At 49.4% G+C, this 247-nt stretch carries 1 protein-coding gene; it reads left to right on the top strand.

What is annotated here, in order from left to right; all coding sequences use genetic code 11:
* The coding region (locus tag N8M66_RS09355; protein ID WP_261047243.1) for a hypothetical protein at window positions 1-247 on the top strand (247 nt) is incomplete at both ends.

Genomic DNA, 247 nt, shown 5'->3' with positions numbered 1-247 from the left:
CCTTCATGCTGATGTCCTTGCTGACGTGCTTGCTGATGTACTTGCGGTTGTTGATGCTGATGTGCTTGCTGATGTTCTTGCGCTTGTTGAAGCCGATGTTCTTGCTGATGTACTTGCGCTTGTTGAAGCTGATGTACTTGCTGACGTGCTAGCCGATGTGCTTGCGCTTGTTGTAGCTGACGTGCTTGCGCTCGTTGAAGCTGATGTACTTGCTGACGTACTTGCGCTTGTTGAAGCTGATGTACTT

It is taken from the genome of Streptococcus mitis (genome assembly GCF_946188585.1).
Taxonomy (GTDB): domain Bacteria; phylum Bacillota; class Bacilli; order Lactobacillales; family Streptococcaceae; genus Streptococcus; species Streptococcus mitis_DG.
Note: the sequence above shows the minus strand (reverse complement) of the source record. Positions and strands in the feature narration are given on the sequence as shown.